Source organism: Bacteroides sp. OF04-15BH, from assembly GCF_003477995.1.
GTDB lineage: Bacteria > Bacteroidota > Bacteroidia > Bacteroidales > Bacteroidaceae > Paraprevotella.
The window spans coordinates 1-26,730 of the sequence record NZ_QUEM01000011.1 but is presented as its reverse complement, the minus strand read 5'-3'; the positions used below and the strand labels follow the sequence as shown (position 1 = coordinate 26,730).

General features: G+C 50.1%; 18 protein-coding genes. 11 read left to right on the top strand and 7 right to left on the bottom strand.

Features of this window, described 5'->3' with window-relative positions; translation table 11 throughout:
• Positions 1-2: 2 nt before the first annotated feature.
• Positions 3-2,807: an outer membrane beta-barrel protein gene (locus DXA74_RS06605; protein ID WP_118525982.1), complete on the bottom strand. Its 2,805-nt coding sequence runs from the start codon at positions 2,805-2,807 to the stop codon at positions 3-5.
• Between the two features lie 244 nt (positions 2,808-3,051).
• Between DXA74_RS06605 and DXA74_RS06600 the strand changes: the two genes are divergently transcribed.
• Together DXA74_RS06600 and DXA74_RS06595 are read left to right on the top strand one after the other, a co-directional pair.
• On the top strand, positions 3,052-4,605 hold the full coding sequence (locus DXA74_RS06600) for an ATP-binding protein (protein WP_118526094.1): 1,554 nt from the start codon (positions 3,052-3,054) through the stop codon (positions 4,603-4,605).
• A gap of 106 nt (positions 4,606-4,711) precedes the next feature.
• On the top strand, positions 4,712-5,395 hold the full coding sequence (locus DXA74_RS06595; protein ID WP_118525981.1) for a PP2C family serine/threonine-protein phosphatase: 684 nt from the start codon (positions 4,712-4,714) through the stop codon (positions 5,393-5,395).
• A gap of 155 nt (positions 5,396-5,550) precedes the next feature.
• Here the strand turns inward: DXA74_RS06595 and DXA74_RS06590 are convergent, their stop codons facing one another.
• The 6 genes from DXA74_RS06590 to ilvD form a co-directional block, all read right to left on the bottom strand.
• Positions 5,551-6,861, bottom strand: a complete 1,311-nt coding sequence (locus DXA74_RS06590; RefSeq protein WP_158576029.1) for a retropepsin-like aspartic protease — start codon at positions 6,859-6,861, stop codon at positions 5,551-5,553.
• 458 nt (positions 6,862-7,319) lie between these two features.
• A complete protein-coding gene (gene ilvC / locus DXA74_RS06585) occupies positions 7,320-8,363 on the bottom strand; it encodes a ketol-acid reductoisomerase (RefSeq protein ID WP_118525979.1) in 1,044 nt (347 codons plus the stop codon).
• A 107-nt stretch (positions 8,364-8,470) separates the two neighbouring features.
• On the bottom strand, positions 8,471-9,235 hold the full coding sequence (locus DXA74_RS06580) for an acyl-[acyl-carrier-protein] thioesterase (RefSeq protein WP_118525978.1): 765 nt from the start codon (positions 9,233-9,235) through the stop codon (positions 8,471-8,473).
• A gap of 3 nt (positions 9,236-9,238) precedes the next feature.
• Positions 9,239-9,811: an acetolactate synthase small subunit gene (ilvN, locus tag DXA74_RS06575; RefSeq protein ID WP_118525977.1), complete on the bottom strand. Its 573-nt coding sequence runs from the start codon at positions 9,809-9,811 to the stop codon at positions 9,239-9,241.
• 12 nt (positions 9,812-9,823) lie between these two features.
• The gene (ilvB, locus tag DXA74_RS06570) at positions 9,824-11,524 is read right to left on the bottom strand and encodes a biosynthetic-type acetolactate synthase large subunit (RefSeq protein ID WP_118525976.1); all 1,701 of its coding nucleotides are present in this window, start codon (positions 11,522-11,524) and stop codon (positions 9,824-9,826) included.
• Positions 11,525-11,537: 13 nt separating this feature from the next.
• On the bottom strand, positions 11,538-13,343 hold the full coding sequence (gene ilvD / locus DXA74_RS06565) for a dihydroxy-acid dehydratase (protein WP_118525975.1): 1,806 nt from the start codon (positions 13,341-13,343) through the stop codon (positions 11,538-11,540).
• A gap of 380 nt (positions 13,344-13,723) precedes the next feature.
• On the opposite strand from ilvD, the gene DXA74_RS06555 reads away from it, so the two are divergent.
• The 9 genes from DXA74_RS06555 (at position 13,724) to DXA74_RS06515 (ending at position 26,244) form a co-directional block, all read left to right on the top strand.
• The gene (locus DXA74_RS06555) at positions 13,724-14,308 is read left to right on the top strand and encodes a peptidylprolyl isomerase (protein ID WP_118525973.1); all 585 of its coding nucleotides are present in this window, start codon (positions 13,724-13,726) and stop codon (positions 14,306-14,308) included.
• Positions 14,309-14,342: 34 nt separating this feature from the next.
• Complete coding sequence (aroC, locus tag DXA74_RS06550; RefSeq protein ID WP_118525972.1) at positions 14,343-15,419, top strand: chorismate synthase; 1,077 nt, start codon at positions 14,343-14,345, stop codon at positions 15,417-15,419.
• Positions 15,420-15,688: 269 nt separating this feature from the next.
• The gene (locus DXA74_RS06545; RefSeq protein WP_118525971.1) at positions 15,689-16,942 is read left to right on the top strand and encodes an exonuclease SbcCD subunit D C-terminal domain-containing protein; all 1,254 of its coding nucleotides are present in this window, start codon (positions 15,689-15,691) and stop codon (positions 16,940-16,942) included.
• 24 nt (positions 16,943-16,966) lie between these two features.
• Positions 16,967-20,410, top strand: coding sequence for an AAA family ATPase (locus DXA74_RS06540; RefSeq protein WP_118525970.1), 3,444 nt, complete (start codon positions 16,967-16,969; stop codon positions 20,408-20,410).
• Positions 20,411-20,412: 2 nt separating this feature from the next.
• Complete coding sequence (locus tag DXA74_RS06535) at positions 20,413-21,801, top strand: hypothetical protein (RefSeq protein WP_118525969.1); 1,389 nt, start codon at positions 20,413-20,415, stop codon at positions 21,799-21,801.
• Positions 21,802-21,812: 11 nt separating this feature from the next.
• A complete protein-coding gene (locus DXA74_RS06530) occupies positions 21,813-22,901 on the top strand; it encodes a serine protease (protein ID WP_118525968.1) in 1,089 nt (362 codons plus the stop codon).
• Positions 22,902-22,930: 29 nt separating this feature from the next.
• A complete protein-coding gene (locus DXA74_RS06525) occupies positions 22,931-24,214 on the top strand; it encodes a voltage-gated chloride channel family protein (RefSeq protein WP_233550475.1) in 1,284 nt (427 codons plus the stop codon).
• A gap of 171 nt (positions 24,215-24,385) precedes the next feature.
• Positions 24,386-24,712, top strand: coding sequence for a helix-turn-helix transcriptional regulator (locus DXA74_RS06520; RefSeq protein WP_118525967.1), 327 nt, complete (start codon positions 24,386-24,388; stop codon positions 24,710-24,712).
• A gap of 125 nt (positions 24,713-24,837) precedes the next feature.
• A complete protein-coding gene (locus DXA74_RS06515) occupies positions 24,838-26,244 on the top strand; it encodes an amidophosphoribosyltransferase (RefSeq protein WP_118525966.1) in 1,407 nt (468 codons plus the stop codon).
• The last annotated feature ends 486 nt before the right edge of the window (positions 26,245-26,730 follow it).

The window sequence follows — 26,730 nt, the reverse complement described above, 5'->3', positions numbered from 1 at the left end:
ATCTAGAAAATATATTTTGCCTCAAGCATAAAATAAGAATTGACATACATATAACGGCTGTAGACCGTTGAGTAATCGGATACCTGATACCAATTGTTCTGCTTTCCGCGCAACAGGTCATAACCGGCCAGAGTCAGCGTCAGACTGTTCTTCTTCAGGAAGGAACGGCTGAGCTGCACATTCCACACATACTCCATCTTATTCATGGGAGCATGGGCATAACCATGATTCCAAGACAAGTCCAGATCAGAATAGACACGGATGGCCCATGGCAATTCAAACATCTGCACAGAGCCCAAATTTCCGGTGTAATGAAACTCCTTGAAGTCTGCGTCCATATTGTTTTGCAGATCCTCACCGTTCCAGCCTCCATACAAGGTAAAGCGCGTGTTTCCTTTCTGATAAGCCACCTGCGCAGACACTCCACCACGTAGCACAGAAGTGGCGCTCTCTACCGACCGGTCCGCATCCAACTGAATGAAATTATGATATTTCTGATGGCCTACCGACCAATACGGTGAAAGGTGGAACCATCCCTTCTCGTCCAGACGAATATTGGCATTACCACTGTAATTCAAAGAATAGTTTCCGTCTACGTTCTGAGGCGTAATCGTACGGACTCCCGTTTCGGGATTATAAGTCAGCAGACTGCTCATGCCCTGATCAGACGCCGTCAGACGGAGATTGTTTGAAATGGAGAGCTCATTGGCCGAATTATAGTAGCGGAAGTTCACCGAGCCGTTATGCGTCCACGAAGGCTTCAGGTTCGGATTACCGCGACTGACATTCAACGGGTCCGTATCATCCACATAATCCAGCATGTTGACCAGATCAGGATATTTCTCCACCGCACTGTAATTGGCATCAAGCACGAACTTGTTTCCGATCACTCTTTTCAAATAAAGGGTCGGTGCCGGATAAAACAGATTCCGCACGATAGAAGTATCAATCCGGTCGCGCTGATATTCCAGCCGGGTCTGTTCCGGACGGAGCACAAGGCCGGCCACAGCGGTCCACTTCGCTCCCCGATAACTGAGTTTAAACTCCACGGCATGATTCTGCTGGTACCTTTTGGAATAGACACTGTTCCGCAGGTTCAACGCCGTCTGCAACAGATCTCCTTCGGGCAGGCTCCACAAAGGACGGTCGGCTCCGACCCAATCTCCGCCCAAAGAATCCAACTGGAACAGAGGACGGTCGCTCTTGTCATACGTATGCAGATAACTGTATCCGGCAATCAGCGACAGGTTCTTGCTCAATGTTTCCGTGTAGCGCACGGTACCATTGAGCCAGGTGCGAAACTCATCCTGAGGAATATACTGGCGGTTCACCTCTGTACTTCGGGCATCGTAATAGACAATGTCCGACAGGGTGTACTGACTGTAATCCTTCACACCCCGCTGGAAACCGCCATACCAGGTAAGGCTTCTGCGGCCCGGCTTCAGATTATGGATGATCGTCGCGTCGAACTGCATCTGGTTCTGATCCGTTGAAGCATCACTGCTCTGCCGGTTCCGGTGAATGGCCAGTTCCATCATTTCGGGGTTTTCCTGCCATAATTCGTCCAAAACATCGGCGCCTCCACCATAGGGGGTACTTCTAAAAGCAGCCATACGCTTGCGGCTTTCCAAGTCACGCCAGACATTATTGAAGACCAGATTCATACTGCCATAAACCTTATCGGTCATCTGCCATTTCAGATTGACTTTGGCATTCAGTTCCTTCCATACTTCCGACTCCTTGAGCTGCGACAAATGAAACACGGCATCCGTTTGGGGAACAAACAGTTCTTCGGAACGAAGCGACTCGTTGTACTTGTCATACACGGCATATTTCACGTGTGTGTTCAGATTCAGAGCTCCTGCCTTATTGTTGGGCTTTCCGTTGTTCCACACCACTTCGCCGGCATACTGCTGGTTATGATTCCTGCCGGTCTGCGTGCCACTTCCCAACAGTCTGCCACTACCCATATCAATCATGGTAGGCATTTGTGAGGACGTTTCCGCCAATGCGGAAGTACGCAGACGGTCTGTGAAGCGAGTCACGAAACCGCCCAAGCGATATTGTTCCTCCGTACCGCCCCCGGCCCGCAGATTTCCGATGAAACGGGCCTTATGACTATCCTTCAGTGCCACGTCCATCACGGTCTTCTTATCTCCGTCTTCAATACCAGTCTTTTCCGTAAACTCACTTTGCTTGTCATAAACCTTTACCTTGTCAATAGCGTCATACGTAAGGTTTTCCAAAGCAATGGACTTGTCTTTTCCAAAAAAGTCCTGTCCGTTTACCAGAATACGGTCGATGGTCTTTCCATGCCATACCAGTTCCCCCGCCCGTATTTCCATTCCGGGTATCTGCCGGACCATGTCTTTCAGGGTTGCGTCCGGTTTCATGGCAAAGGCTTTTGGATTATAAATAGTCGTATCTCCTTTGACAATCTGGAAGCGTGCCTTCCCCTCCACTGTGACTACCTTCAGGCGTACCATATTGTCTTTCAAGGCAATCGTTCCCAAATCTGTGGACTGGAGTATGGTTTTCGCATAATCTTTTGCCACATATCCGTCTGCCTGAAACTGAAAGACATACTTACCGGGATTTCCAATATACATCGACACCAGTCCGTCTTCCTTCCACGGAATCTCCAGAATCTTTTCCTGACGGGCATTAAAAACTTTGCAGACACCGGAATATACCGGCAGTGAATCCAAAGAAGAAATAATCTTTGCTTTCACGGTAAACAGTCCCTGAGCATTCACCAAACAGGGCGAAAGAAGAAGCAAGGCGAAAAGAAGCAGATATTTTCTCATGGTCTTAAATTTTGGTTTTAAGTACTTTCATCACAGTAAAGCTTGATTACGAGCTATATTTTTCGATTCTAAATTACAAAAAAACATTTTACCCCCCCAATTTAACATTATTAAATATAAATTATTTTCTATGCTTCTCACGATTCAGATGAAAGAAACGAAGCAAATCAATGGATAATTTGCGAATCCATAGAGAAAACGCTATTTTTGTAAATAAACAAGGATACAAAAAACAGAACGCATGATGATCCGAAAATATCCGGTAGGCATACAGAATTTTGAAGACCTCCGCAAAGAGGGCTACTGTTATGTGGACAAGACTGAGCTGATGTATCAGTTGGTGCAGAGTGGAAAATATTACTTTCTGAGCCGTCCGAGACGCTTCGGAAAGAGTCTGCTACTATCTACCATACAGGCTTATTTTGAAGGCAAAAAAGAACTGTTTCACGGACTTGCAGTCGAGCAGTTGGAGCAGGAATGGAATACTTATCCGGTATTGCATCTGGATTTGAACGCGCAAAAGTATGATTCGGCAGAAGCACTTAGGGCTATCCTGAATCAATATCTTGAAAGTTGGGAAACCATTTATGGCGATGAAAAGAAAGACCGTGCCCCTGAAGAACGTTTTGCCTATCTGATCGAGAAAGTCAGCCGGACAAGCGGCCAGCAAGTCGTTGTCCTGATCGACGAATACGACAAACCCATGCTTCAGGCTATCGGTAACGAACCCTTGCAAACAGAATACCGCAACACACTGAAGGCCTTTTATGGGGTTCTGAAGAGTTGCGACAAGTATCTGCGCTTTGCCATGCTGACCGGTGTCACCAAATTCAGCAAGGTCAGCGTATTCAGCGATCTGAACAATCTGATGAATATTTCCTTATCTTCACGCTTCGCTTCCATCTGCGGAATCACGGAACAGGAGCTGCACCATTACTTTAAAGAAGACATCAGATTATTGGGTGAAAGCCAAGGAACGTCTCCGGAAGAAACTTCACGGGAACTGAAACAATGGTATGACGGCTATCACTTTTCGGATAAAAGCGAAGATATTTACAATCCGTTCAGTCTGCTCAATACTTTTGCACAAAGGCAGTTCGGCAGCTTTTGGTTTGAAACGGGTACACCGACATTCCTGGTGGAACTGTTGAAACACTGTCGTTATGACCTGAACCGCCTGACGCAGGAAATGGCCATGGCGGATTCTCTCAACGGAATGGACTCCATGGAAGAGAACCCCGTGCCGATTCTTTACCAGAGCGGGTATCTCACCATCAAAGACTTTGATCGGGAATTCCGGTACTATACTTTAGGCTTTCCGAATAAAGAGGTGGAAGAAGGATTTACCAAATTCCTGCTTCCGCACTATGCGCATCTGTCTTCCGGGAACACGGCATTCGAACTGAGTCGTTTTGTACAGGAAGTACGTGGCGGTCTGACTGATGCTTTTATGAAACGTCTGCAAAGTTTCTTCGCCGACTGTCCGTATGAGCTGGCACGTGATCTGGAACGTCACTATCAGAATGTGCTTTTCATTGTCTTCAAACTTTTAGGATTCTACACGCAGGCGGAATACCACACTTCGGAAGGTCGCATCGACCTTGTCTTGCAGACCACGGACTATATTTATGTGATGGAGTTCAAGCTGGAAGGCACTGCCGAAGAAGCCTTGCGCCAGATCAACGAAAAGCATTATGCCCTACCCTTTGCGTCCGATTCCCGGAAACTTTTTAAAATCGGCGTGAACTTCAGCAACGCCATCCGCGGTATCGAGAAGTGGTTAATCGAGGAGAAATAAAAAGGAGAAAATCTGATTTATCTGAAACGCCAAAGGCGATAGACTTCAAGAAGCGATGACCTCTTTCTGAATATAAAACAATAACCAAAACTAAACTTTAAGGAACATGAAGATCATATACGCAACAATCAGCAAGACCGGAAAGCGTCCGCAAAATGAAGATGCCGTTCTGGTGTCTGAGGCACCGGAAAAAGAAAGGTGGACCGGCATTGTCTGCGATGGTTTGGGCGGACATAAGGGCGGAGAAATAGCCAGCAATACTGTGATCACGGCCTTTATGAATTACTGGATGGATCAGGAAAAGCAAGAAGACTCCAAAGAAAAGATTCTCTATGCCTGTGCCTCGGCTTTCAAAGAGCTGAATGCAAAGGCAAATGAATTGCATCATCTGGAAATGGGCACCACCTTAGTCATGGCCAGCATCAAACAGGAACAGTTCACAGTGGTACACGTAGGCGACAGCAGATGTTACCTTTTCAGAGAAAACAGCGGACTCTTGTTTCAAACGCGTGACCACACGGAAGACAGCTTCGGTTGGGAGGTGATAAACCGTTGTTTCTTCTCTTACGATCCGATAAAGGCCTATCCGGATATCATGCAGTTTCCCGTAAAATCGGGCGACCGCATTCTGCTTTGTTCCGACGGTGTCTATAAAAGCATGACTCCGGAAGCACTTCAGGCCTTAATGCAGGAGTATGACACTCCGGAGCAGATTATCGAAAAGATGGACCGGATCTGCCAGACCGAATCGCACGATAACTATTCGGCCATCGTCGCTTTTTGCGAATAGTCCTAGCGAATATTCCGGAAAGTTACTACTCATTATCGAGAAATATATCCTCATACAAGACAAAACAAAACGAACAACAGCGAACGGAAAATACGTCATCACAACTTTCCCATTCGCTGTTGTTCTTAGGCTTTGTCCACCAATAGGCTGCCCGCCTACTCCATCCGGAGCCACATATCCTTAAAATTGAGAATCATCTTATCAAAAGCTGTCATCTCGGGCAATCCATACAACATATCAAACTCTTCTCCCTGAAGGTCGCCTTCCATAGCCACTCTGACAGAATCGGATTTAACGGTACGGTCGCCGATTTTATAATGCATGTTTGTATAACCGATCTTGGCAGATCTCACTCCGCCGGCTCCGGCATAACGCAAGGAATCTGTCGGAACCAGACCTTCAAACAAACCCCGGTTACGGTCAAAATATTTAAAGGTAAGGCCGTGATAAGCAGCACCACTGTCCAGATGGGCATCAATGTTTGTCTGTGACTTACAGTCATACAAAGACAAAACGAAGGCATTTCCGGCAGACCGGTAAATATTGGGAGCATAAGACGGCTTTGCGGAAAGCTTCTCGGGAACGATAAGATTACAGTTCGCAAAATCAAACTGGATTTCGCCGAGCGGCATCATGGTCTGAGTGCCCAGCACACAATGCAAACCGATTTCCTTAAGCTGGACATCGGCTTCGGTATTTCCCGTTGAAAAGTCAATGATCTGGAAAGGCACGTTCCGATAAACGATTTCACCCAAGCAAACGGAGTCTACGATGGCAAACTTGCTGTTTACTTGGGAAACACCGCCAATCTGAGTACCGGCAAAATTATACAGCTTCAGATTCAGTTTGCGGGCCATCTCTTCCGACATTACGTTAGTTCCCGCACCTGTATCGTAGTTTACCCGAACCGTTTCTCCATGAATCTGGGCGGAAAGACAAATCAGTCCCGGATTCTCGCGTTTTCCGGAAAGATAACTAAATGGTATACGAATCTCCTTTGCCGGTTTGATGACCTGAAAGCCGCCTGCATCACGCAAAGCCGCATATTGGTTCTCCGTAGCCACAAACAGCGGTTCTGCGGGTACCTGTGCCTGCGCCAGAGCCGCATTGTAGGCGTGCATCATCTGATAGGCATCGTTCCACAATCCCAAACGGGCAGCATCATCCGACATCAGATACAATACATTGGCCACACCTCCGCCCAAATCTCCCTGATACTTCTCCAACAGGATGCCGCCATAGTGCAGGGCTGAATCCGGCTCGTTATAGAAATGGGCCACAAAGAAACGGGACAATGTTTTCAGAAACGGACTTTGTATATGCGTCCCCTCCTCCATGTAAATCTTTCTCAACTGATGCCAGGACTCGCTGTTCATCGCATTTCCAATACGTTCATCAACACTTTGTGCAGCAGACACATTCACAAACAGGAAGGTCAGCAGAACATAGAAAATAATTCGTTTCATACTCGTTGCTTTACAAAAATGATACATCGCCTTAAAAAGGCATTTAAGACACAATCCTTCGGAAATGACTAAGTCATTTGCAACAGAAAGCGTTTTCATAATAGCATGGTCATCTCAAGCGATTGCCTCGTTTTAAAATTACAAAAAATATTTTTACCCCCCCAATTTAACATTATTAAATATTAATTATTTTATTCACCTTTCTCGCTATAGATGAAAGGAACGGAGTAAATGAATCGTATTGCCCTTGTCGTGCAGACCTTGCCCTACCCTTCGCTTCTGATCCCCGAAAGCTTTTTAAAATCGACCTAAACTTCAGCAGAGCCATCCGTGGCATCGAGAAATGGCTGATAGAAGAGAAATAAAAAAAACGGGAAGCATGCCAAGCACACCTCCCGTTTATATTTGTTTTTCGTGATAGCGGAAAAAGGCTTCTCCACTCACTTAAAATTGACTTTTTAGTTATTCTCTGGACGCAATTTGCGGACAGTCTCGGCAGTGCGCCACATTTCGCTGTCGTGCAAAGCCTGCAACTCCTTCTCCAACTTCACACGGTAGTCCGGCTGTGAGTTAGAGTCAATAGAGATCTGTGCCTCGTTACCGCTCTTTACAGACTCATACAACTTCTGCATCACTGGCTTGATGGCATCGTGGAACGGACCCATCCAGTCCAAAGCACCGCGCTGTGCAGTAGTAGAACAGTTAGCATACATCCAGTCCATACCCTTCTGTGCGAACAGAGGCATCAAAGACTGAGTCAGCTCTTCTACGGTTTCGTTGAAAGCCTCAGATGGTGTGTGACCATTCTCACGCAACACCTCGTACTGAGCCAGCAACAAGCCCTGGATAGCACCCATCAAGGAACCACGCTCACCGGTCAGGTCAGAGTAAACCTCACGCTTGAAGGTTGTTTCAAACAGATAACCGGAACCGATACCGATACCGAAGGCCAAAGTACGGTCCATAGCTCTGCCGGTAGCATCCTGATATACGGCATAAGAGCTGTTCAAGCCACGACCTTCCAGGAACATGGTACGCAAAGAAGTACCTGAACCCTTAGGAGCAACCATAATCACGTCGATATCTGCCGGTGGGATAATATTTGTTCTTTCCTTGTAAGTGATTCCAAAACCGTGTGAGAAGTACAGAGCCTTGCCCGGAGTCAGGTACTGCTTGATCTGTGGCCATACGGCAATCTGAGCGGCATCTGACAGCAACATGCAGACGATAGTACCCTTCTGAGCAGCCTCTTCGATAGAGAACAGTGTTTCGCCCGGAACCCATCCGTCAGCCACTGCCTTGTCGTAAGTCTTGCCCGGACGCTGTCCGACGATGACGTTGAAACCGTTGTCGCGCAGGTTACAAGCCTGACCCGGTCCCTGAACACCATAACCCAAGACAGCAATAGTCTCGTCTTTCAAAATCTCACGTGCTTTTTCCAATGGAAATTCTTCGCGGGTCATCACGGTTTCGATAACACCGCCAAAATTCAATTCTGCCATTTTTCTAATTTTTTATTGTGTTGTTTATTACTGGTATTTCTTTTTCTATTTAAAATCTAATCGCCAGCAAATATACAAATTTATTTTATATAACGAATAAAAAGCTACTATTTATTACTAAAATATATTCTAAAGCGACATAATGTCTCTTCCTTGCCATCGGCTACAGGGGCTCGGCGTATCTCGATATCGTACACTCCGTCACCACAGGATTCCTTGTAAAACAGCAAGGTATCTCCCACATGCCCCTCAGCGATATAGGCCACTTCGAAGCGGCGGATATACTGAGTGCGATAGGTCTCAAGCGGAAACAGATCGAGCACATGCTCCACATATTTCACACTGTTTACATGTCCGTTCACGTCTATATCGCTATACACCACCGGATAGGTGCGCACGCACTCGGGATTGCTCAGTTTGATGCGGGAGAACTTCTCGATGGGACAAGGCTTCTCGCTCTCGATATAGTCCACAATATGCCCGTCGTGCATCAGCAACAGGTCCGCAGGCTTACGGGTATCCATATTGATCATGGCCCAAATGGAACGGGCATAACCGATGGGGGTACCGGAAGCGTCGCACACGGCAAAGTTACGGTCGGTAAACAGGCGATACACATTCTCGATCCAGGTGTCTACCGTAAACTCTTCGAACTCCTTCGGCATACGCTCCATCTCGACCACAAGGCGCGAAAGCACCCAGGTGTAGTTGCTTTCATTCAGAGAAGCCATACCGAAACCGCGCTCCTTGGCATGAAAACCGGCGCAGTTGAGCAGATGATTGCCCAGTACACCCAAAAAGAGCGAACCGCTGAAATCTACATGAAACGGCTCGGCTACCAGCCGATAGGTTCCTATCTTACTGTGCTCCATGACTTATCCGTTGGCTTGTTGTTTCTTCTGAGCCTCATAAGACTCGCGACGCTCGGCCAGGAAACGGTCCAGATATTCAATGCAGCTCTTGGTGATGGCAATGCGACCGGAACGTACGTATTGCAGCACACAGTTCCACTGGTTCAACGCATGATAGAGCGACATAATATCTTCGGTACGTCCTTTTTTGGTCACTACGGTATAGGTTGGATTCACCTCCACAATCTGTGCTCCGTGACGGCGCACCTCTTCAGAAACCTGAGGTGTGTCAAGCACTACCGGAGTGGCGAGCTTATACAGAGCCACTTCCTGAATGAAGATTTCATCGTCGGTAAAGTAGTTGGCCTGAAGCACATCAATTTTCTTTTCGATCTGCTTGGTGATGATCACAATCTGCTCTTCGGTTGTCCAGCAGGTAATGGTATATTTATGCACACCCTTGATGCTGGAAGCCGACACATTCAGACTCTCAATGTTTACCTGCCGACGGGTAAATACGGCAGTAACCTGATTCAATACACCGGCAAAGTTCTCAGAGAAAACGATCAGGGTGTAAAACTTCTTATCTTGTTCCATGTTTCAATCTCCTTATTTAATCTCTAACAACATATCGTCCACATCATTGCCGGGGCAACACATGGGCAGTACTTCTCCCTCTTCGATTACAGCCACCTGCAACAGGTATGGTCCGTCGGTATGGATCATCTTGTCGATGGCCTTCTCCAAATCGGCACGCTCGACAACCGTTTCAGACGGTATGTTGTAGGCCGAAGCAATCTTCTCATAATCGGGGTTGAGCATCGGAGTGAATGAATAGCGGTGATGGAAGAACATTTCCTGCCACTGCCGCACATTGCCCAGATAGTTGTTGTTGAGCAGAATGATCTTCACCGGAGCTTGCTGTTCCATGATGGTTCCGAACTCCTGAATGGACATCTGGATACCGCCGTCGCCCATAAAGGCGCATACCAGACGGTCGGGTGCTCCGAAGGTAGCGCCTACAGCTGCCGGAAGTCCGAATCCCATAGTTCCCATACCGCCGGAAGTTACCATACTCCGCTTTTCGGTAAACTTGAAGTAACGGGCTGCCAGCATCTGGTTCTGGCCTACGTCGGTCACCAGAATGGCTTTGTTATCGGTCATTTCCGTAACCTTGCGCACAACTTCTCCCATCTTGATCGGTCCTTCCTGTGGATGAATCTCAGGTTCAATCACGCGGACGCGCTCTTCTTCATAGTGTTCGTTGAAGCTCTCGATCCACTCGGTGTGCTTCTGCTCCTTCAACAGGGCGGTTACGGCACTCAAGGTTTCCTTACAATTACCCAATACTGCCAGATCAACGACTACATTCTTGTTGATTTCGCTCGGGTCGATATCGAAATGAATTTTCTTGGCCTGAGTGGCGTAAGTGCTGAGCTTTCCGGTAATACGGTCATCGAAACGCATACCCACCGCAATCAGCAGGTCGCATTCCTGAGTCTTGCGGTTGGTGGCCAGACTACCGTGCATACCGAGCATACCCTTATTCAACGGATGATCGGAAGGCAGAGCTGAGAGTCCCAACAAAGTGCAACCGGCAGGCATATCGGCTTTTTCGAGGAAAGCACGGATTTCTTCCTGTGCACCGCCCAATTCAACACCCTGACCCACGAGTACCAAAGGTTTCTTGGCTTCGTTAATCATGCGGGCAGCTTCCTGAATGGCCTCATCTTCTATTTTCGGCACCGGCACATAACTGCGGATAAAGTCGATGGTTTCCGGTTCGTAGTCTACCAACTCGGTCTGCGCGTTCTTGGCAAAGTCGAGCACAACCGGACCGGGACGACCGCTACGGGCAATATAAAACGCACGGCTCACCGCCCAGGCTACATCTTCCGGACGACGGATCTGATAGGCCCATTTGGTGATTGGCTGGGTGACACCTACCAAGTCACATTCCTGAAAAGCATCGGTTCCCAACATAGAAGCACCCACCTGACCACAGATGACTACAATCGGAGTGCTGTCCATCATGGCATCGGCAATACCGGTAATCGTATTGGTAGCACCGGGACCGCTGGTCACCAGACACACACCCACCTTACCGGACACACGGGCATACCCCTGTGCCGCATGGGCTGCCGCCTGCTCGTGACGCACAAGAATGTGATTCAATGTTTCTTTATGATCGTACAAAGCGTCGAATGCCGGCATGATGGCACCGCCGGGATAACCGAATAAGGTGGTTACCCCCTCGTGCTCCAAGGAGCGCATCAACGCTTCTGCTCCAGTTATCTTTTGTTTTTCCATGTTTCTTAATCGGCTAGTCGTTAATAATTCTTACTCCTCCCTTATCAGCAGAGCTTACCATCGAAGCATAGGCCTTGAGTGACTTCGGCACCACGCGTTTGCGGGTCATCGGACGCTGCGGACGGGCAGCCAGTTCTTCGTCACTCAACTTCACGTTGATGCTTCGGCTCGGAATATCAATCTCTATCAGGTCACCATCGACAATCTTTCCGATGTTACCGCCAGAAGCGGCTTCAGGAGAAATATGTCCGATACTCAGTCCGGAAGTACCGCCAGAGAAACGTCCGTCGGTAATCAGGGCGCATTCCTTTCCTAAATGACGGCTCTTGAGGTAAGAGGTCGGATAAAGCATTTCCTGCATACCGGGACCTCCCTTCGGTCCTTCGTGAGTGATGACCACCACGTCTCCGCTCTGCACCGCTCCGTTCAGGATTCCTTCGCAGGCATCTTCCTGAGAGTCGAATACTTTGGCCGGGCCACAGAAATGCCAGATGCTTTCGTCCACACCGGCGGTCTTTACAACGCAACCACCCTGTGCAATATTTCCGAAGAGCACGGCCAGACCACCGTCTTTACTGTAGGCATGTGCCACATCGCGGATACAACCTTCAGCACGGTCGGTATCGAGTGAATCGTACACCTTACTCTGTGAGCCCATCTTGTTACTGAACACCCCTCCCGGCGCGCTGGTATAGATACGCATGGCCTCGGCATCTACTGTAGAACCGGTCACATCGTATTTGGCAATGTCCTCGGCCAAAGTTGTTCCGTTCACCCGGTGACAGCTGGTGTCCAACAGGCCCGCACGGTTCAGTTCGGCCAGAATGTTCAGGATACCACCGGCACGGTTACACTCCTGAATGGAATATTTAGCGGTATTCGGTGACAACTTGCACAAGCAAGGAACCTTGCGGCTCAAAGCGTCAATATCGCTCATCTGGAAATCCACTCCGGCCTCGTTGGCTACGGCCAGCAAGTGAAGCACGGTGTTGGAAGAACCGCCCATAGCGATATCCAAGGTCATGGCATTCAGGAAAGCCTGGCGGGTAGCAATGCTGCGCGGCAACACGCTGTCATCGCCCTCCTCATAATATTTCAAGGCATTGGCCACAATCAGGCGGGCAGCATCCTTGAAGAGCTGGATGCGGTTGGTATGAGTAGCCAGAATTGTTCCGTTGCCGGGCAATGACAGACCGATAGCCTCGGTCAGACAGTTCATGGAGTTAGCGGTAAACATTCCCGAACAGCTTCCACAACCGGGGCAGGCGCAGGACTCAATCTGTTGGATTTCCTCGTCGCTAACAGTTACATCAGCCGCCTTCACCATAGCGGTAATCAGGTCGGCATTGGCACCGTTGTATTTATGTGCCTCCATCGGGCCACCGGAAACAAATACGGTAGGAATATTCAGACGCATGCTGGCCATCAGCATTCCCGGAGTAATCTTATCGCAATTCGAAATACAGATCATCGCATCGGCCTTGTGTGCATTGACCATATATTCCACACTGTCGGCAATCAGGTCGCGTGACGGCAAGGAATACAACATACCGTCATGTCCCATGGCAATACCGTCGTCAATGGCAATGGTATTGAACTCGGCAGCATAACAACCCAGTTTCTCGATCTCGGCCTTGACCATCTGTCCCACCTCGTGCAGGTGCGTGTGGCCCGGAACAAATTGCGTAAAAGAGTTAACGATCGCAATAATGGGCTTTCCGAACTGCTCGCGCTTCATGCCGTTGGCCACCCACAGGGCACGGGCTCCTGCCATACGGCGTCCTTCTGTGCTCTGTGCACTACGTAATCTATTTTTCATGTGTTTATCTTCTGTTTATAAATTCAGAACACAAATTTAGATTGTTTTTTTGTTCTAAACAAAAATATTTAGCAAAAAAAGCTCCAAAAATACGATTTAAAAGAAAAATCATCATTTTAAAAATAAATTATAAGAAGATTCCTACAAAAAGAAAGATTAATGTCAGCATAAGCAGGGTATGGCAACGGCAGGAAAAGGAAGAGAACCGCCTGACACGATAAAAAAAGCGACAAAACGCCAAGAAGGCATGGCGGTATTCCTAAAAAAATTGTATCTTTGCCCTAATGGAATCAGGATAATCGCTCATTATTATATTTTATATTGTATAGAATTCCTGCATTCCGAGTATGATTTTTCAACTTAACAAACAAAAAGAAACAATGAACACCACATCAAACAAGTACATCACCGTAGCTTACGAACTGTATTCTGATTTCGACGGTAAAAATGAACTGGTAGAAAAAGCTACCAAGGAGCACCCTTTCCAGTTTATCTCTGACATGGGCACTACTTTGGATGCTTTCGAAGCACATATCAAACCGCTGGAAAAAGGCGGACAGTTTGACTTCACCCTGACTGTAGACGAGGCTTACGGTCCTTACGAGCAGGAAAGAGTGCTGGAGCTGGACAAGGCGGTATTCACCATCAACGGCAAGTTCGACACCGAGCACATCTACCCGGGAGCTGTCGTTCCTTTGATGAACGCTGACGGTGCCCGTTTCAACGGTACTATCGTAGAAATCGTCGGTGATAAAGTAACGGTAGACCTGAATCACCCATTGGCCGGCAAGGAGCTGCACTTCATCGGTGAAGTGGTTGAGCATCGTGAGGCTACCAAAGAAGAAATTCAGGAAATGCTGAACATGCTGAGCGGCGAAGGCTGTGGCGGCGGTTGCGGTGGCGGCTGTGGCGACCACGAGTGCGGCGGATGCGGCGAAGAAGGCAGCGGTTGCGGTTGCCACTAATCGGATATTCAACCATTTTTGATCGGATTCAGTTATGAGCAACAGTTTCGGTAATATATTCAGACTGACCAGTTTCGGAGAAAGCCACGGACCGGCTGTAGGCGGAGTCATCGACGGATTTCCGGCCGGCATCGAAATCGACGAGGAGTTTGTCCAGAGTGAACTGAACAGAAGAAGGCCGGGACAAAGCCTTCTGACTACTCCAAGAAAGGAAAATGACCGGGTGGAGTTCCTCTCCGGAATTTTTGAAGGGAAATCCACGGGATGCCCCATCGGTTTCATCATCCGAAACCAGAACCAGCATTCCAACGATTACGACAATATCCGCAATGTGTTCCGCCCTTCACACGCGGACTTTACCTACACGCAGAAATACGGTTTGCGCGACCATGCCGGTGGCGGACGCTCTTCGGCCCGCGAAACCATTGCACGCTGTGTGGCCGGTGCTTTGGCCAAAATGGCTCTCAAGCAGTTGGGAGTGCAGATTTATGCCTATACCTCACAGGTGGGCGACATCGCCCTGTCGCAGGACTATACGCATTATGATCCGGCACAGATCGAGCAAAATAATGTGCGCTGTCCCGATCCGGAAACGGCAGCACGCATGGCCCGCAGAATAGAAGAGGTAAAAGCGGAAGGAAACACCATCGGCGGAATCATCACCGGAGTGATTAAAGGATGCCCCGTGGGACTGGGCGAACCGGTATTCGGCAAGTTGCATGCCGCCCTGGGACAGGCCATGCTGAGCATCAACGCCGTAAAAGGTTTTGAATACGGACAGGGATTTTCCGGTGTCAGCCAGACCGGAAAGATGCAGAACGACCTGTTCTTCAACGACAACGGACGCATCAACACCCGCACAAACAACAGTGGCGGCATTCAGGGAGGCATCAGCAACGGACAGGACATTTACTTCCGTGTGGCCTTCAAGCCGGTAGCGACCCTGTTGATGGAGCAGGAAACGGTGACCATCGACGGTGAAGACACTGTTCTGAAAGCCCGGGGCCGACACGATGCCTGCGTATTGCCGCGTGCCGTTCCTATCGTGGAATCTATGGCAGCCATGGTCATTTTAGACTACTATTTATTAAATAAAACTACAAAATTATAACTTTGACTGAGAATAACTCATTTCATTTGGAGATCAATAAAATCATATTATCTTTGCAACTAGGAGTTGTGAAACTCTAAATGTAGTAACTTAGTTAAAAGATCTAGTTTAGTTTTGTGATGGTTAATGGGAACATGTATGTGTTCCCATTAACTTTTTAAAAAACATGTTTCCCGTCTGTCGTTCAGGAAACTTTTTACTAACTTTGTTCTTGTGGAAAGAAACTCTTTCCGGAAACCTTATTCAAAACAACCGTTCATTGTCTGCTTATGAAATTAATACACACCAGCGACTGGCATCTGGGACACAGTTTGTATAATTACGACCGGAGCGAAGAGCAACAGGCATTTCTGGATCAGCTTCGGGATATTGTGGGCCGGGAAGAACCGGATGTCCTGCTCATCTGCGGGGATATCTATCATACCACGACTCCCTCGTCGGCCACCCAGAAAATGTATACCGAAGGGCTGCTGGCCATCCATCAGGCATGCCCCACCACACAGATTGTCGTTACTGCCGGCAATCACGACAGTTGCGCCAAACTGGAGATTGACCGCAGTCTGTGGCAGCATTTCAATGTCACCGTCATCGGAAACATTGCACGTAAGGCAGACCGCAGTACGGACTGGGAACAGCATATCCTGGAAGTGACCGACCCGGCCGGAAATGTCATCGGTTATATCGGGGCCGTGCCGCACGTCTATCCGCATAACTTTCCATCCGAGAACGGAACTCTTAACCGGGAAGAAAGGCAACCGGCCTTTTTTCAAGGACTTCTGGATCATATCCAACAAAAGAACCGACAGCAGCTGCCGGTCATTCTCACCGCCCATCTGGCCGTGAGTGCAAGCGATGCAACGGACGACGAAATGAAAATAATCGGAGGCATGGATACCATCGCCCCCGACGAACTGGGCAACGGATATGATTATCTGGCGCTGGGACACATCCACTATCCCCATCTGGTGCGGAAGGAGTATCCGATCATGGCCTACTGCGGCAGTCCGCTGGCCATAGATTTTGACGAGGACTACCCGCACTCCGTCACCGTACTCGAAATACAGCAGCACGGCGAACTCCCCCAACTGAAAACGATTGAGATACAGAATCCGCGCCCGCTCACTACCCTGCCGCAGCAAGCAAGCACGCTGGACGAAGCCTTGCTGGCACTGGAACAGTGGCCGGAGCAGCAGAAAGACTACATCCGGGTGCATCTCAAGGCAGACAGAAGCATCACCCCGGATATCCTCGACCGGATCACCACGCTGCTGCAAGACAAGCAATGCCGCTTCTGTTACGTAAAAATAGAAAAGGAATCCCCTGCCGACATGCAGCAACGCAAGGAACTGAGCATCGAGGAACTGAAGCAGAAATCACCGGTGGAAATCGCACAAATGTATTACGAAGAGAAAGAAGGCGAGGCCATGGAACAGGAACTGGCCCAACTGATGCTCGAAGCCTGGCAGGAAACCACCCGTGACCAGGAAGCACCGGCAGATTTTTCAGAGAATAACGGACTGTAGTCTTTTCTTTTCAAAAACCAACTCATGAAACTCAAGAAACTGATTCTAAAAAATATCGCGTCCATCGAGGAGGCAGAAATCTGCTTTGATCAGGCTCCTTTGGACTGCGAACCGGTATTCCTCATCTGCGGAGATACCGGAAGCGGAAAGACCACCATTCTGGATGGTATCTGTCTGGCGCTCTATAACCAGACGCCGCGCATGAACAAAACGGCCAAGGAAACTTATACCGATACCTCGCCCGAGGAAGACCGCAGCGAAGACTTTACCATCAACGACTGCCGCCAGCTGATGCGGCGGAATACGGCAGAGGCCTGGAGCATTCTGGAGTTTACCGGAAGCAACGACCATGAATACCGGGCCGAATGGTATGTGGCCCGGAGTCGCAAGCGCCTCAACGGAAACCTGCAAAAAGTGAAATGGAGCTTGGAAGACCTCACCTTGCAACATACATGGACCAAGTCAACGGAAATCAATCAGGAGATTCTTCAGGCCGTGGGACTGAATTTTGCCCAATATTGCCGCACGGCTCTGTTGGCACAGGGGGATTTCACCCAGTTCCTGCAAAGTAAGGAGGCCGAAAAATCGGAGATTCTGGAGAAACTGACAGGCACGGAAATCTATTCCTGCATCGGTGCCAAAATCTTTGCGCTCACCCGGGATAAAAAAAGAGATTATGAGGAACAGCAGCAGAGACTGGGCGACATAAAGATTCTGTCGGAAGAGGAAGTAAACCAGATTCTGTCGGAAATCAGCGGACAAGAGCAGGAACTGAAAGGCAACGAGCAGGAACAGCAGGAAATCCGTCGCAAAAGTGACTGGCTCAAACAGGAGCAGGAGCTCACCGAGCAGATCCGAAAGGACGAAGAGAAAAGTCAGCAGATCACCGGTCAGCTGAATGCTCCAGAATGTAAGGAGAAAGAAGAAATACTGAGTCTGTGGACCGAAACGGAAGAAATCCGCGGCATCGTAAAACAGAAGCAGCGGATTGCCCAGGAAAAGCAGGCATGCCGCGACAGTTACCGGCAGCTCACAGAGAAATATCACCGTCTTTTGGGCGACTATTCCATCTGGCAGACTGAACTGCAACAGCTGCAGCAACAACGGAAACGGTTGGAACTAGAGCGACAGACTCTGGCTCCTCTGATTCCGATGTACGAACAGAGTCCGGTCATTTTAGGGGAACTGCGCAACCTGATTCGCTTTGAAGAGCGTATCGGAAAGCGCCACAAGGAACTGAAAGACATCAGCGAGCAACTGCCCCGCCACCAAAACCGGTTGCAAGCCTTACAGCAGGAACAGAAGTCGCGCGAGCAGCATCTGGAGGAGCAGCAAAAGGAAATTGAACACATCCGAAGTCTGATGGGTACAGATGAATACACCCGGCTGCAAACGGAACAGAAGCAACTCACGGATGAGTTGCTGTTGCTTTCCCGTGCCCAGCAGGTTATTCTGCTCCTGAAAGAGCGGGTGGAACAGAAACAGAAATCCGTGACCGAGCAGGAACAGACACAACAGGCACTGACCAAAACCGGCCTGCAGGAAGAAGAGGCCCGGAAAGCGGCAACCCAAGCCGCCGAGGCGTTCCGCCTCAGTGAGGAGCTGTTTGAGAAACAGAAGCTGGCCTTGTCGGACTGGGCCCGCGAACTGCGTAATCAGTTGCACCGGGGAGACACGTGTCCCGTTTGTGGGGCACTGGTGGAGAAAGACCTCTGCGAAGAAGACTTCCGCTCGGCTCTGGCTCCTCTGCAACAGGAACTGGAACGCAAAAAGCAGGCAAAGGAGCAGGCAGAGAAAGTGATGATTGAACTTCAGGCACACTTGAAAGGACTCCTCGACCTGAATGAAAGACAGAAAAAGAAACTCGAAGACGACAAACAGGCCTATCGCACCGCCTATCAGCAAACTGTGGAAGCCTGTGCCGCATGCGGAATCCTGCAATTACAAAAGGAGACCCAGGCTCTTGTCGATGAGCGTATCCGCCTGAACAAGGAACGCCAGAATGAAATCGGCGGGCGCATGAAAGCCTTGCAGGAACAGATTAACCGTCTGAACCTGAAGCAGCAGGAGAAAGACCGCCTGCAGCAGGAAACAGAAAAGATACGTCAGGAGGCGCACAACGAGGCCGTGCAAATCGGTCGCCTGCAACAAGGCCAGGAAGAGGTGCAGCGGGAACTGCAACAGGACATGCAGGAAAAGACGGCCACCGAAGAATCGGTCTATCCCAAAATCTTATGGGAGGACTTCAGGACCGACGATTCCGTTTCCCGAAATGACTGGATAGAAAGACTGGAAAAAGAGACCGCCCACTATCTGCAACAGACGGAGCAATATCAGAAGACTCTGGAACGCATTGAACAGGGCGAACAGCAGCAAAAACGGATTGACGAACAAAGACAGATCGCCGTCCGCACGTTCCCCGAATGGCAAACCGATACAATTCCGGCAACCGGCGGCACCGCCAACGGCAATCTGGAAGCAGACTGGACGGAACTCTCGGCCAAAGCCATTGCGCTGAACGAACGCATCGGCCGTAACGAACAGGAGGAATCGCAGACCCGGACAGCCGAGAAGGCTTTTCTGGACAGCCATCCTGCCCTGTCGGCAGAAAAGATTGCCCAGATGAGCGCCCTGAGCGGAGCGGTAGTAGAAGGTTATCGCAAGGAAATCCAACAACTGAAAGATCTTTTTCTGGAATACAGTGCCAACTTGCAGCGCAGCCGCCAGTCCTATCAGGAACTGCTGGAGCAGAAACCGGAGCTCAACGAGCAGGACACTCCGGAGCATCTGCAGGAACAGCTGGCGGAACTGACCGGACGCATGGCTGAGATTCACCAGAACATCGGGCGCAACCGGGCACAAATTGAAAGCAACGCACAGAATCTGAAGAAAAGCGAGGAACTGAGGGCCCAAGCAGAACAGTGCAAGAACAGCTACATGCAGTGGTACAGGCTCTGTTCCCTCTTCGGCGACGAGAAAGGAAAGAAGTTCCGCAACATCGCGCAGAGCTTTGTCCTGAAGGAACTGCTCGAAAGGGCCAATTTTTATCTGGGACACCTCACCGAGCGCTATGAACTGAGCTGCCAGGCCGGCTCGCTCACCATCCTGCTTACGGACTGGTATCAGGGCGGAGTATCCCGTCCGGCCAGCACCCTGTCTGGCGGCGAAGGCTTTCTGGTTTCCCTGTCCCTCGCCTTGGGACTGTCTTCCCTGAACCGGCAGAGCCTGTCGGTCGACACGCTGTTCATCGACGAAGGCTTCGGCACCCTGAGCAGCGACTATCTGAACGTGGTGATGGACACTCTGGAACGCCTGCACCAGCTGGGCGGCAAGAAAGTGGGTATCATCAGCCATGTGGAGGGACTGCGCGAACGGATTAAGACGCAGATACAGGTCAAACGGATTGATCAGGGGCGCAGCAGCATCAGTGTGACCAACGAAAACGAACAGATTATACAAAACATTTGATTATGATAACAAGAAGAACCATTCAGCTTTTTACCTGGGCATTTCTGTTGATGCCCTTCGCCGTGATGGGAGAAAATCCCGGCACTCCCAAGAAGAAAAAGGCCACGGAATCGGCCGTGGTGACTTACTTCACCGAGAACATAGCCCAAGACAGCATCCAGACTTTTGCCTGCAGTCAGAGCATCAAAGCCGGACAGATCCGGCAAATGCAGGACAAGGTATGGCAGTGGTGGAAAAAGGCCAACCAACAGCTGAAAGAAGAAAAACTGATACCGCTCAAGCCTTTAACCGAGGGAGGCAAAGGACTGTGGAAGCTGCCCGCCGAGAAAGAGCCCAATGCCCAGATGCCTTACTACTGGGGAAGCAAGGGCATCCGTCCGGAAGCCGGATACCCGCTGTTCCTCTATCTGCACGGCTCGGGCCCGAAGGACGATGAATGGTACACCGGCTGGAAACTGGCAGAAATGTTTGAAGACGGTCCTTCGGTCTACTTCATTCCTCAGATTCCCAACGAAGGAGGCTATTACCGCTGGTGGCAGAAAGCCAAGATCTATGCCTGGGAGCGCCTGTTCCGTCAAGCCCTGCTCACCGACTCCATCAATCCGAACCGTCTTTACTGCTTCGGCATCTCGGAGGGCGGATACGGCAGTCAGCGTCTGGCCTCCTATTATGCCGACTATCTGGCAGCAGCCGGTCCTATGGCGGGCGGCGAGCCTCTGATCAATGCCCCGGTAGAAAATTGCATGAACATCGGATATTCCATGCTGACCGGTGCCCAGGACTATGGTTTCTACCGCCACATCCTGACCCAGAACACCAAAGAGGCGTTCGACAGTCTGGAACAGAAATATCCGGGACACTACCGCCACCGCATCGCTCTGATTCCGGGACGCGGACACGGCATTGACTACCGCCCGACCACTCCCTGGCTGAAAGACTTTGTGCGTACCCCGCAACCCAAGAGCTTCATCTGGGAGAATTTCGAGATGGACGGCATCTACCGGAAAGGATTCTACAATCTGGTGGTACTGGAGCGTTCGAACACCAAGGAGGGAGAGCGTACCGTGTACGTGATGGACATTCAGGGCAACCGGATTAATCTGGAAGTAAACAATGTGAGCTATGAGGTGACCGAGAAGGATCCGCAATGGGGCATCGGTCTGAAATACAAAAAGACTTACGAACCGGCCCACAGCGGCAAATTCCTGCTGTATCTGTCGCCCGACCTGGTGAATCTGGACCAGGAAGTCACCGTTTATGTCAACGGCGAAAAAGCCTATGAGGGAAAACCGCAGCTGCGCATGGAGCATCTGATCAACAGTTGTATGGTCTTCACCGACCCGCAGCGTCTGTTCCCGGCAGCCGTAACCATCGATCTTGAGAAAATCTAAAAAACGAATATATGATGAAACGAACCAATATCATACACGCTTCGTGGCTATTCCTGTTGCTGCTGGGCGGGCTTCTGTTGGGAGCCTGCAACCAGAGCGAGGAAGCCATCAATGAGAAGTGCGGAAGCGGTGTGGTCCTGATCAAGAATCAGGGCTATTATGAACTGAGCATCCCGAACGGCGGAAGCATCTACTTTACCGACTATTCGAAAGAAGAGGGACTGGTACGCTTTACCATCAACCCGGACTCCATCGTTCCTTTCGAATCGTATGGCACCGGCTTCTTTGTTTCGGACGAGGGACTGATTGCCACCAACCATCATGTCATCGCCCCGTATATAGCTCCCGGCGAGGTGAAACAGGCCATCCGCGAGGTGGTGCGCCGCGTGCAGGAGCAACTGAGCGCCGAGTATAACCAGCTGGCCGCCTATCAGAAGGAACTGCAAAACCGCCAGATGCTCAAATACATGTTCGGGCAGGACTTTACCGAAGAAAGCTATACGGCCGCCTGGCTCGAATCGCAGATGGAGGCATACCGCCGCCTGTATCAGGCCTACTCTTCGCTGAACATCGCCCAGGCACAGCTGAAGCTGCACAACAAAATAGATATTGCCTACAACGACAGCTATATCCGGAGCGAGGCCGACTTTCATTCCTGCAACCTGATCGGCAGCGACGAACAGCACGATCTGGCCCTGATCCAGCTTGCCGACGGAAAAACGCCGCAGGGACGCTACGTGTTCCCCGTGAGCGACAGTGATCCGCTGGAGGATTATTCACTCTGGGAACAGGCCCTGAAAAGCATCCATGCCGACAAGAACCAGCGTCTGGTCATGATCGGTTATAATCTGGGACCGGTATTGGCCGTGACCAACCAGGGCATCAAGGCACAATACACCTCGGGAAGTATCAGCCAGAAGGACCAGGACCGCATTCTCTACTCCATCCCTGCCCTGCACGGCTCCAGCGGATCGCCTGTCATCAACGCCCGGGGACAACTGGTGGCCATCCAGTATGCCGGTCTGGACAAGACACAGAGTTTTAACTACGGCATCCGCTCCATTCATCTGCGTCATTTGATGGACGAAGTTGCCGAATAAGAAGAAAGCAAAAGGAAAAAGATTCATTCATGGGAAAAATAAAGGATAACACCAAAATGCTTTGGAACCACACGGAACAGGTTCCTATCTTCGTTTACCTGCTCCGTTGGCTGGTGCTCTCGGCATTGGCCGGAGCGGTGATTGGCAGCGGCTCGGCGCTGCTGCTCGTCTCACTCGAATGGGCCACCCGGACGCGCGAGGAGCATCTGTGGCTCATTGCCCTGCTGCCTCTGGCCGGACTGGTCATCGGCCTGATGTATCACTATTGGGCGGGAACGGCCTCCAAGGGAAACAATTATCTGATAGAGGAAATCCGCTCGCCCAACGGCATTATCCCCTTCCGCATGGCTCCTCTGGTTTATGTCGGCACGGTGCTGACGCACCTCTTCGGAGGTTCGGCCGGCCGCGAGGGTACGGGCGTGCAGATGGGTGGAGCCCTGGCCGACCGTTTCTCGAAATACCTGCATCTGCCGGCACGCGACCATCAGATTATGGTCACCATCGGTATCAGTGCCGGTTTTGCCTCGGTGTTCGGTACCCCACTGGCCGGAGCGGTGTTTGCTCTGGAGGTGGTCATCATCGGACGCATGCGCTATGACGCCATCCTGCCGGCCTTTCTCTCGGCAGTATTTGCGCATCTGGCCTGCGAGGCCTGGGGCGTGAACCACACCCATTATCACATCGGCACCGTTCCGTCCATCAGTCCGGAACTTATTTTATGGACCCTGCTGGTGTCGATGGCTTTTGGTGTCGTTTCCATGCTCTTTTCACGGAGTGTGGGATTCTGGAGCCGGTTGGGCAGTAAATACATCGCCTATCCTCCTTTCCGCCCGCTGGTGGGCGGTGTGGTGATTGCCCTCGCCGTATGGCTGCTGGGCACCACCAAATACATCGGTCTGGGTGTCCCTACGCTGGTGGCTTCCTTCCACGAACAGCAGCAACTCTATGACTTTGCCCTGAAACTGCTGTTCACCACCTTTACCATCGGAGTGGGCTTCAAGGGAGGCGAGGTGACTCCGCTCTTCTTTATCGGTGCCACACTCGGCAGCGCCCTTTCCGCCTGGGTGCCCATGCCGATGGGATTGCTGGCCGGTATGGGCTTTGTGGCCGTATTCTCCGGAGCAACCAACACACCGGTGGCCTGCACACTGATGGGCATCGAGTTGTTTGGCGCCGAAGCCGGCATCTACATCGGTCTGGCCTGTGTCACGGCTTATCTGTTTTCCGGACACACCGGCATCTACAGTGCCCAGATTATCGGCTCGCCCAAGCATCAGAAATATATGGACATGAAAGGGAAAACCTTGAAATGACCCTACGTTCCGCCCCTGTTTGCCTTTTTCTCCGACAAGCAGGGGCGAAACGGTACAGTCGGGTCCTCCGGCAAGAAAAAGAAAAAACATAGCAACTTTTTACTTAAAAAATGTAATCATAGAATTGTCGTTACGACGATTCCTAGTAAATTTGTAGATAATTTCGAAGAGATGACAGAAAAAAAGAAATATACAGACCGACAAGAGCGCATCGCTCGCTTTGCTAAGGCTTTGGGACATCCGGCACGCATTGCCATCATGGAGTTTCTGGCCAAGCAACAAACATGCTACTTTGGAGCGATACACGAAGAGCTTCCCATATCGAAAGCCACTGTGTCGCAACATCTCAAGGAACTGAAAGACGCCGGGCTCATACAGGGTGAGCTGGAAACTCCCAAAGTGAAATACTGCATCAATCAAGACAATTGGTTATTGGCAAAATCATTATTCAAAGATTTTCTGGAAACCGAAGTGAAAAAAAAGGAATGCTGCCAATAATTTATCTTTAGAAAATCTGACAATTGTCTTTTCTTATATTCTACATATCCTCCGGACGATTGTCAGGGATAACCAAACAGGATCAACACTACTAATTAAAATAACATCAAAAAACATTTAAAGGAATGGGTGGTTTTTTTGGAACAGTCTCAACGACTGAATGTGTAACCGATTTATTCTACGGCACAGACTACAATTCGCATCTGGGAACAAAACGCGCCGGTATGGCTACGTATGCCGAGGGAAAAGGATTCATGAGAAAAATTCACAGTTTGGAAAGTTCCTATTTCCGAACAAAGTTTGAAGATGAGCTTCCGTCCTTCGAAGGCAAATCCGGTATTGGTGTGATCAGCGACACCGATCCCCAGCCCATCATGATCAATTCGCATCTGGGCAAGTTCGCCATTGTCACTGTCGCCAAAATCAACAATGCCGAGGAACTGGCAACGGAGCTGCTGGACGCCAACATGCACTTTGCCGAAATGAGCATGGGAAAGACCAATCCTACGGAACTGATTGCCCTACTGATTATCCAAGGCAAGGACTTCGTTAGCGGTATTGAGAATGTGTTCAACAAAATCAAGGGCTCCTGCTCCATGCTGATTCTTACCGAAGACGGAGTGATTGCCGCACGCGACAAATGGGGACGCACTCCGATTGTCATCGGAAAGAAAAACGGTGCGTATGCCGCTACCAGCGAATCCAGCAGTCTGCCGAATCTGGACTACGAGATTGACCGCTATGTGGGACCGGGCGAGATTATCCGCATGCGTGCCACCGGACTGGAACAGATGCGTGCGCCGAATCAGGAAATGCAGATCTGCTCATTCCTCTGGGTTTACTACGGATTCCCGGTATCCTGCTACGAAGGACGCAACGTGGAGGAAGTACGCTTCCAGAGCGGTTACAAGATGGGACAGACGGATGATTCAGAGGTGGACTGCGCCTGCGGTATTCCGGACTCTGGAGTAGGTATGGCCCTGGGTTATGCCGAAGGAAAGGGCATCCCTTATCATCGCGCCATTTCCAAATATACTCCGACATGGCCCCGCAGCTTCACTCCGAGCAACCAGGAGATGCGCTCGCTGGTGGCTAAAATGAAGCTGATTCCGAACCGTGCCATGTTGCAGGGCAAGCGCGTGCTTTTCTGCGACGACTCTATCGTACGCGGTACTCAGTTGCGCGACAATGTGAATGTGTTGTACGACTACGGAGCAAAAGAGGTGCACATGCGTATTGCCTGTCCGCCGCTGATCTACGGTTGTCCGTTCATCGGCTTCACTTCTTCAAAGAGTGACATGGAGCTGATTACCCGCCGCATCATCAAGGAGATTGAGGGTGACGAAAATGCCAAACTGGACAAATATGCCACTACCGACTCTCCGGAATACAAGGAACTGGTGGAGCGCATCCGAGCCCGCTTCGGACTGACTTCTCTGAAGTTCAACACTCTGGAAACCCTTATCGAGGCTATCGGTCTGCCTAAGTGCAAGGTTTGTACCCATTGCTTCGACGGTTCCAGCAAATTCTAAACGAAACAGGATTTAAGCACCATACAGCCCTGCTGTTGCTCCGGCAACGGCAGGGCTTTTTATATTCGTACCCTTCGCGGAGCATGCTGACATTCTGTCAAAAAACACCTTTCCAGACTGGAGAATATGCAGTCCTCTTCTAGAAATCTTGCAAAAACGGGAGTTTCAGCACCCGGCATCCGGTATAAACGCTTGTTACGAAAGGAGTTGGATTGTATTTTGCCGTTTTTCCAACAGCAGAAACCGCCGCAAACAGAAGTGCTCTGACAGCTTACGAAAAGTTTTCGGGAAGAAATCGGAAAACCATTTTGAGCGTTTCTTCATTTCATCAGGGAGAATTTTCGGGTCTGCTGCAACTGTCCTCTCCCTAAAAGCGCACCCGCATTCGGCCCCGTGGACACAAAACGGCATAAAAAACGTATAAAGACTGCATAAAACCTGAATAAAACCCGTTGGCGGAATTAATTTAGCGCATACTTAACCCTG